The 7,905-nt window shown below is 43.7% G+C and carries 8 protein-coding genes; all 8 read right to left on the bottom strand.

Translation table 11 applies throughout. The annotated features are described in order from the left end of the window. Positions 1-132: 132 nt before the first annotated feature. A complete protein-coding gene (pyrG, locus tag K1I56_RS09800; protein ID WP_003004055.1) occupies positions 133-1,746 on the bottom strand; it encodes a CTP synthase in 1,614 nt (537 codons plus the stop codon). Positions 1,747-1,919: 173 nt separating this feature from the next. Continuing rightward, positions 1,920-2,615, bottom strand: coding sequence for a B3/B4 domain-containing protein (locus tag K1I56_RS09795; protein WP_070590505.1), 696 nt, complete (start codon positions 2,613-2,615; stop codon positions 1,920-1,922). 386 nt (positions 2,616-3,001) lie between these two features. Beyond that, on the bottom strand, positions 3,002-3,586 hold the full coding sequence (gene rpoE, locus K1I56_RS09790; protein ID WP_003010182.1) for a DNA-directed RNA polymerase subunit delta: 585 nt from the start codon (positions 3,584-3,586) through the stop codon (positions 3,002-3,004). A 225-nt stretch (positions 3,587-3,811) separates the two neighbouring features. Further along, positions 3,812-5,095, bottom strand: a complete 1,284-nt coding sequence (gene tig / locus K1I56_RS09785) for a trigger factor (RefSeq protein WP_003004508.1) — start codon at positions 5,093-5,095, stop codon at positions 3,812-3,814. Positions 5,096-5,223: 128 nt separating this feature from the next. After that, on the bottom strand, positions 5,224-5,787 hold the full coding sequence (locus tag K1I56_RS09780; RefSeq protein WP_031576810.1) for a TIGR01440 family protein: 564 nt from the start codon (positions 5,785-5,787) through the stop codon (positions 5,224-5,226). 3 nt (positions 5,788-5,790) lie between these two features. Continuing rightward, the gene (locus K1I56_RS09775) at positions 5,791-6,261 is read right to left on the bottom strand and encodes an ECF transporter S component (protein ID WP_003010175.1); all 471 of its coding nucleotides are present in this window, start codon (positions 6,259-6,261) and stop codon (positions 5,791-5,793) included. Then, on the bottom strand, positions 6,251-7,012 hold the full coding sequence (locus K1I56_RS09770) for a bifunctional hydroxymethylpyrimidine kinase/phosphomethylpyrimidine kinase (RefSeq protein ID WP_223325862.1): 762 nt from the start codon (positions 7,010-7,012) through the stop codon (positions 6,251-6,253). The genes K1I56_RS09775 and K1I56_RS09770 overlap by 11 nt, the downstream gene beginning before the upstream one ends. Continuing rightward, on the bottom strand, positions 7,005-7,751 hold the full coding sequence (gene truA, locus K1I56_RS09765) for a tRNA pseudouridine(38-40) synthase TruA (RefSeq protein WP_003004657.1): 747 nt from the start codon (positions 7,749-7,751) through the stop codon (positions 7,005-7,007). The genes K1I56_RS09770 and truA overlap by 8 nt, the downstream gene beginning before the upstream one ends. Between the last annotated feature and the right edge of the window lie 154 nt (positions 7,752-7,905).

The following is a 7,905-nucleotide window of genomic DNA, read 5'->3' as shown; positions in this document are numbered from 1 at the left end:
CTCCGCACAGTTGAGTAGGGCTGTAAAAGCTGATGAAATCAGCGTAGTAGAGCCCACTCAACCACTGCGTCTTGCTCAACAATCCAAAAATAATTGAAAGGCTAGGACTTTTGTCCCAGCCTCCCTTGATTTTTATTTGCTATCGTGGTTTTCAACTGCCGCTGTGATAAAGGCTGTGTAAAGTCCTTCTGGGCGGTTTGGACGGCTTGACAATTCTGGGTGGTATTGGCAAGCGACAAAGAATTTGTTTTCTGGGATTTCAACGATTTCGACCAAACGGTTGTCTGGTGAAACGCCTGAGAAGACAAATCCTGCTTCTTCGAACTGTTCACGGAAAGCATTGTTAAACTCATAACGGTGACGGTGGCGACGTTGTACCACTTCTTGATTGTCATAGGCAGCGGCTGCTTTTGATCCTCGTTTGAGTTTAGATGGGTAAAGACCGAGACGGAGCGTTCCTCCCATGTCTTCCACATCGATTTGGTCTCGCATGATATCGATAATTGGATACTTGGTTTCTGGATCCAATTCTGATGAATTGGCCCCTTCCAAGCCTAAAACGTGACGGGCAAATTCGATACAGGTTAACTGCATCCCCAGGCAGACACCCAACATTGGGACGTCCTGTTCACGCGCATACTTGATGGCTTGAATTTTTCCTTCTGTTCCCCGTTGACCAAAACCACCTGGGACAATGATCCCATCCGCATCTCCAAGGAGTTCTGCCACATTTTCAGCTGTCACATCATTGGCATTGACCCAATTAATCTTGACTTCTGCATCATTGGCATACCCTGAGTGCTTCAAGGCCTCAACGACAGAAATGTAGGCATCTTGCAATTCTACGTATTTTCCAACCAAGGAAATCTTGACCTGCTTCTTGAGGTTCATGACCTTGTCGACCATTGCAGACCATTCTGTCATATCTGCTGCAGGAACATCCAATTTCAAATGGTCACAAACGATTTGGTCCATATTTTGTGCTTGCAAGTTCAATGGGATTTGGTATAAATGTTCCACATCAAGTGACTCGATGACAGCTTCTGGTGCGACATCACAGAATTGAGCCAACTTGTTCTTAATTCCTTGACCAGCTGGTTTTTCTGTACGGATGACCAACATATTTGGTTGAATTCCAAGACCACGCAATTCTTTCACAGAGTGTTGGGTCGGCTTGGTTTTCATTTCTCCCGCAGCCTTCAAGTAAGGTAGAAGAGTGGTGTGGATGTACATAACGTTTTCAGCACCGACATCTGCCTTCATTTGACGAAGAGCTTCAAGGAAAGGAAGGGACTCAATGTCTCCAACTGTTCCCCCGACTTCTGTGATGATGACATCTGAATCCGTCGTCGTCGCTGCTCGTTTGATCTTTTCTTTCAAGGCATCTGTAATATGAGGAATCACCTGTACAGTCGCACCCAAGTATTCTCCACGACGTTCCTTGCGAAGGACTTCGCTATAAATTTTCCCTGTTGTCACATTTGAATACTTATTCAGATTGATATCAATGAAGCGTTCATAGTGACCAAGGTCCAAGTCTGTCTCTGCGCCATCGTCTGTGACAAATACTTCCCCGTGTTGGTAAGGACTCATTGTCCCTGGGTCAATATTGATATAAGGGTCAAATTTTTGGATAGTCACTTTCAATCCACGATTTTTGAGCAAGCGACCAAGACTTGCTGCGACAATCCCTTTCCCGATGGATGATACGACACCACCCGTGACAAAAATATATTTTGTTGACATGTGCTTTCCTCTTCTTCTAATGTTGTAGAGGCCATTCCTCTTTGCAGAAAAAACAAAAATAGCTCCCTAATCCTTAGGGAGCTCCGACCTCAAAATGAGGTGCCCGAACAATATCTTACCGCAAATGGTCTACTTTGTCAAATTGAAAATTTCATGAAAATAATTTTCGCTGTTTACACGACCTTTTCCACTCCATTTTGTGTGACGAGAAATTTCTCAAATTGAAGTTGAGACATGCAAAGAGCAAGGTCCTTGTGGATTCGTTCCAGCGCTTCTAAACGCATCTCGACCGACGTCTCGGTATTTCCTTGGATGACAAAGAGAGCGTTTTGCGTAGTCTCCTCAAATTTGTAATGGTCACTATCACGTACATCCAACCAAGCCAGAACTCCTTTTTGATCCCGGTAGACAGGATCTGTCGGTGCGACATGTTTTTCGCTAGAAAGGATCGGGAGGAAGAGATCTTCTCTTTGACTCACTGTAAATTCAATCGGTCCCTCAATCTTATCTAGGTCATGTCCTCCGATCGCGAGAAAAGACTTCAGAGATTCGACATTATAGATATCGATGATGCTATTGATCTGAGGAAAAGCTCCTCGATGCTGGATGTTTCGGATGAGAGCTAGGACCGTTGGGGGATTTTTCTTGATGCTACGCCCTACTTTTTGCAAGAGGTCTGTATACCCTTTGATGACAGGAGATGCCACTACTTCTTCTGTCTGACACTGGAGCGCCCATTGTTCAAGCTCTTTCTTCTTTTCAAGAAAAGAAGGGGGCAAAACTGCTTGAGGATCCACATTTCTAGCAATTCCGACCACAACTGTATCAATACCAAGAGCTACTAAACTTTGATCTAAACGAAAGTCCATCTGGAACACCTCCTATTGGGAAACCTTACACGTTTATCATACGACATTTCATCACTTTTTTCAATGCAAACAAAAAGAAACAAGGAACAAGTTGTTTTTTTCAGAAGATAGATAAACTATTTTTATTGACATATAAGTCAATAAATTACTTGCAAACCATCCTCTACTTTTAAAAAATCAAAGGATATTCTGAAACTTTCCGCCGTGAGAAAAGTGCCTGAAACATTTTTGTATCAGGCACTCGGGAGTTTTGAAACCTTAGGTTCAAAACTAAGTCATGGAACTTCGTAGAAGTTCGCTGACGTCCGTACTCATCTAAGGAAAGTTTCTGGGCAAACTTCGTCTTCAATAAAAAAACAAGGAACAAGTTCCTTGTTTCATACGATTTATTCTTCTTCCTCGTCTTCAGAATCCTCTTCTTCGTCGTCTTCTTCGCTTAATTCAACTTCCTCACCCAAATCATCTGGTACGATTTCATTGATTTCAGCATCGTAAGCTTCGACTTCACTCTTTTCATCATCTGGATTTTCTTCATCATATGAAAGAGCTGGATCTGCTTCGTAAACTTCTTCATCTTCTGGATCGTCGTCGTTGTAGTCGATCGCATCTTCGTCTCCATCCATGAAGGCATTGACACGTTTTTTCTTCCGTTTCTTAGGAGTTTCATCTTCATCTGTTTCTTCAAGAGCGATGATTTCTTCGTCAACTTCATCGATGGCATACCATGAACGAAGACCCCATTTGTTATCTCCAAGTGGGATAAAGCTTCCATCTACATTCAATTCTGTGTAGAACAATGGGAGGGCTTCACGGATCTCGCTGTTTGATTTTTCAAGGTAATTTTGAATTTCATTTACAAGATCGCTAAAGTACATTTCATGGTCACGTCCGCGTAATTCCAAAATCGCACGCGCCACTTCAATCATAGAAAGTTCACTTTTTTCTTGTCCAGCAAATACTTCTAATTCCAAGGGTAAATCTCCTTATGTTTCATTTCCTAAATGGAGAAGGATCCGGTCTTGAACCTCATCCTATCCTCAATGATAGATTGAAAACTTCTCGTCACTAAATCTATCACGCATTTTATCGTTACACTCTATTGTACGATAAATTTCCCCTTTCGTCAAAGGAAAATTCCAGGATTCTCCATGAAATCAAAAAAAGAAGAGCCTCACGGCTCTTCTTTTTATTCTCAATTATTTTACTTTTGCTGTGCTTGTGATCACGTTCACTGCTTTCTTCACTGTGATGTCATGTTTCAACATTTCTGGTGAAAGAAGGTTGCGAACTTGTTCAACTGGCATGTTGTAATCTGCTGCCAATTGTTCGATTTCAGCGTTGATTTCTTCTTCAGTTGCTTCGAAGCCTTCTGCTTTCGCTACTGCTTCAACCACAAGGTTTGTCTTCGTACGGCTTTCAGCTTCTGCTTCGTATTGTTTGTGAAGATCTTCTTGAGTTGTTCCAGTGATTTGGAAGTACATTTCAGGTGAGATACCTTGACGTTGCATGTTTCCAAGGAACTCGTTGATTGAACGGTGTACTTCTTCGTGGATCATTTCTTCTGGAAGGTCAACGATTTCAGCATTTTCAACTGCAAGATCGATTGCTGCTGCTTCTACTGCATCATTGTATGCTTCTTCTTTAGCTGCTGCCAATTCTTTGCGGTATTTTTCTTTCAATTCGTCAAGAGTTTCAACTTCTTCGTCGATGTCTTTTGCCAATTCATCGTCAAGAGCTGGTACTTCTTTTGCTTTTACTTCGTGGATAGTTGTTACGAATTTCGCTTCTTTACCAGCAAGGTCAGCTGCTTGGTAGTCTTCTGGGAAGGTTACGATCACATCAACTGTTTCACCAGCAGAGTGTCCAACCAATTGGTCTTCGAAACCTGGGATGAATTGACCTGAACCAAGTCCAAGCGAGAAGTTGTCACCTTTACCACCGTCGAATTCAACACCGTCGATAGAACCTACGAAGTCGATTACAACTGTGTCACCTTCTGCTGCAGCACCTTCTTTAACAACCAATTCAGCCAAGTTGTTACGTTCGCGTTCGATACGAGCATCCACATCAGCGTCTGTTACTTCTTTAGAAACTTCTACTGATACTTCAAGGTCTTTGTAAGCACCCAATTTTACTTCAGGTTTTGTTACAACAGCTGCTGTCAATGTCCAGTCTTGACCTTTTTCCATAGATACAACATCGAAAGTTGGTTGTGCTACAACTTCGATTCCAGCTTCTTTAACAGCTGCTTCGTATGCTGCTGGAAGAAGATCGTTCAAAGCATCTTGGTAAAGAGCTTCTTCTCCAAAACGTTGGTTGAAGATTGGACGTGGAATATGACCTTTACGGAATCCAGGTACGTTCAAAGTTTTCTTAACTGACTCAAACACACGGTCCAAAGCAGGTTTGATTTGCTCTTGGCTGATTGTGAAAGTCAATACACCGTGGTTAGTTTCTTTGTTTTCAAATGATACAGACATTCTGTCTCTCCTTAAAATAATATAGTCATTCCTTATAATTTTACCACAAAACTTTGAAATTGCAAGTTTTAAAACGTTTTTGCCTCTCTTTTCATCCAAAAAAACTAGCCCTTAAAAGCTAGTTCTGATTATGATTTTCGGATGGGATCATCGAGGTAGAGAGCACGGGCGCCACCGATCAATTTTGGACGACTGGCCAGGGCTGTGACATGGGCTCCACCTAGTTCACGCAAGATAGGGCGAATCGGAACTTGCACGTGTTTGACATGCATCCCTACTGAGGTATCTCCGATGTCTAACCCGGCTTGAGCTGTGATAAATTCCACCTCAACAGGATCCTTAAAATACTTGAAAGCTGCGAGTTGGCCAGCCCCTCCTGCATGGAGACTCGGAAGGACATTGACGATTTCTAGCTCCTTCTTGTCCGCCAATTCTCTCTCGACCACCAAGGCGCGATTGAGATGCTCACATCCTTGTACCGCCAGATAAATCCCTCTTGGATTCAACTCATCTAGCAAGGTCTGGACAATAGCTTCGGCAATGTCGATGTTGGAGGCCTTTCCAATTTGCCCTCCTGCAACCTCACTGGAAGACATCCCGAGGACTAGAATCTGTCCTTGGCGGAGACGGCTTTTTGCCAAAACATCTACCAAGATTTCTTTTGTATCCTTCTTCAGTTGCTCCAGATCCATGAATTAGCTTCCTTTCTTTTGAAATGCATAATAGACCACATAGCCTAAAGCCATTCCAACAAAATTCTGAGCGAGGTTATTCGGAATGTCCGAGATAGCAGCACCCCAACCATTGCCTAAAAAGAGGGCAGAAGCTAGTGCGTAACCGCCTACCATCACGACTGTCGCAAGGAGCAAGCCTAGGTAACGAGCTTTGCCCTTGAAGCCAGCGAAATAGCCTTGTCCCCCGTGAAAGAGGAGGCTAAAGAACATCCACTGAGGATAGCCTGAAATCAAATCCAATAAGAAGGCTCCGACACCACCTACAATAGCACCTTCCTTGCGTCCAAAATAGAAGGCTGTGAAATAAACTCCAAGATCTAGCAGGGTGACGATCCCTGTGGGAGTTGGAAGTTTTGTATAGTAGCCAAGTACAACTGTCAAGGCTGTCAAAATGGAAAGGCGAGCAATGAGTTGAGTTCGATTAGATGTCATATTGTACTACTCCATACTGGTCTGAATGTTGAATCGCTTGGAAGACAAAGTCTTTAGAGGCTTTAACAGCTTCAAGCGGTGATTTCCCTTTTACCAACTGGCTGGAAATGCTAGACGCAAAAGTACAACCAGCTCCTGTATTGTTCTTTTCTAAGACTGGCTCTTCAATGACGGTGAAGTCTGTCCCATCATAAAAGACATCGATGGCCTTTTCTTTATTGAGACGATTGCCTCCTTTGACCACGACATTCGCTGCGCCTAATTCGTGGAGCTTGCGAGCAGCTTCCTTCATATCATCGAGCGATTGAATCTTGCTTTGGGTCAAGATCTCAGCTTCTGGTAAGTTTGGCGTAATGATAGTCACATAAGGGAAGAACTTGATCAATTCGTCTCGAAGAGCTGAAACTTCCACATCATGGCTTTCCTTACAGACCAAGACAGGATCTAGTACCACAGGGATCTCCGCATGGGCTTTGACATAGTCCAAGGCTAAGTCTGCCACTTCAACATTTGGCAAAAGACCGAGTTTAATAGCAGAAAAAGGAACATCCTTGAGAGAGTTGAGCTGTTGAGCAAAGGTCGTCGGATCCACCGGAATCACTTCAAAACCGTGCTCCGTCATAGCGGTCAAACAAGTCACCGCTACAAAGCCATGCTGTTTGTTAGTCGTATAAGTTGCAAGGTCTGCGTGAAGACCTCCCCCACTAAAAATATCATTTCCTGAAATAGCTAGAATCAATTCATTACTCATAACGGATCTCCTTTAAATATAAGCCATTTGGCGCTGCTGTAGGACCTGCTAGATTGCGGTCCTTCTTTTCTAAAATTAGATCGATCTGCTCGATCGGCATCCGATCATTTCCAATCTTCAACAAAGTTCCCACCATATTGCGGATTTGCTTGTAGAGAAAGCCATTGCCCGAAAAGGTAAAGACAAGGCGATGATGTTCTGCATCCTCGACCAAGCGAGCCTCTGTAATCGTACGAACCTTATCTTCCACGCTGGTTCCCGAAGCTGTAAAGCCGGTGAAATCATGGGTTCCCTCCAACTTTTGGATGGCTGCTTGCATCTTTTCCACATCCAAAGGATAAGGATAGTGGGTGGCATAGTGGCGCATCATGGGGTTCTTGGGACGACCATAATCCACGATAAATTCATAGGTCTTGCTGTGCTTCTTGTAGCGTGAGTGAAAGTCATCTTCTACTTGCTCCACTCGGATGAAATCAATATCCTCTGGGGTTTGGGTATCGAGGGCAAAGCGGAGCTTCTCCTCGTCCCGCGCTTGGGGGAGATCAAAATGAATCACCTGCCCAAGAGCATGGACACCTGAATCCGTTCGCCCCGCTCCATGAACGGTAACAGGGGTTCCTTGATTGAGGCGCGTCAAGGTCTTTTCGATTTCTTCCTGCACACTACGGGCATGCGGTTGGCGTTGAAACCCTGCAAACAAGGTCCCGTCATATGAAATGGTTGCTTTGTATCGTGTCATGGTTCTATTTTAGCAAGATATAGAAGGGGTTACAAGAGTGAAAAATTTAAACTGTCCGGGTACAGTTTTGCAAACACAAAAAGAGGCTGGGACAAAAGTCCTAGCCTCTCAATTATTTTTGGATTGTCGAGCAAGACGCAGTGGTTGAGTGGGC

The organism is Streptococcus parasanguinis, assembly GCF_019929185.1.
Taxonomy (GTDB): domain Bacteria; phylum Bacillota; class Bacilli; order Lactobacillales; family Streptococcaceae; genus Streptococcus; species Streptococcus parasanguinis_O.
This window is presented reverse-complemented; position numbering and strand designations above follow the sequence as displayed.

What these genes read in the sequence shown, in the direction of transcription:
- pyrG (WP_003004055.1), bottom strand. Translation starts at nt 1,746, where the DNA reads ATGTCAACAAAATATATTTTTGTCACGGGTGGTGTCGTATCATCCATC.
- K1I56_RS09795 (WP_070590505.1), bottom strand. Translation starts at nt 2,615, where the DNA reads ATGGACTTTCGTTTAGATCAAAGTTTAGTAGCTCTTGGTATTGATACA.
- tig (WP_003004508.1), bottom strand. Translation starts at nt 5,095, where the DNA reads ATGTCTGTATCATTTGAAAACAAAGAAACTAACCACGGTGTATTGACT.
- K1I56_RS09780 (WP_031576810.1), bottom strand. Translation starts at nt 5,787, where the DNA reads ATGGATCTGGAGCAACTGAAGAAGGATACAAAAGAAATCTTGGTAGAT.
- K1I56_RS09775 (WP_003010175.1), bottom strand. Translation starts at nt 6,261, where the DNA reads ATGACATCTAATCGAACTCAACTCATTGCTCGCCTTTCCATTTTGACA.
- K1I56_RS09770 (WP_223325862.1), bottom strand. Translation starts at nt 7,012, where the DNA reads ATGAGTAATGAATTGATTCTAGCTATTTCAGGAAATGATATTTTTAGT.
- truA (WP_003004657.1), bottom strand. Translation starts at nt 7,751, where the DNA reads ATGACACGATACAAAGCAACCATTTCATATGACGGGACCTTGTTTGCA.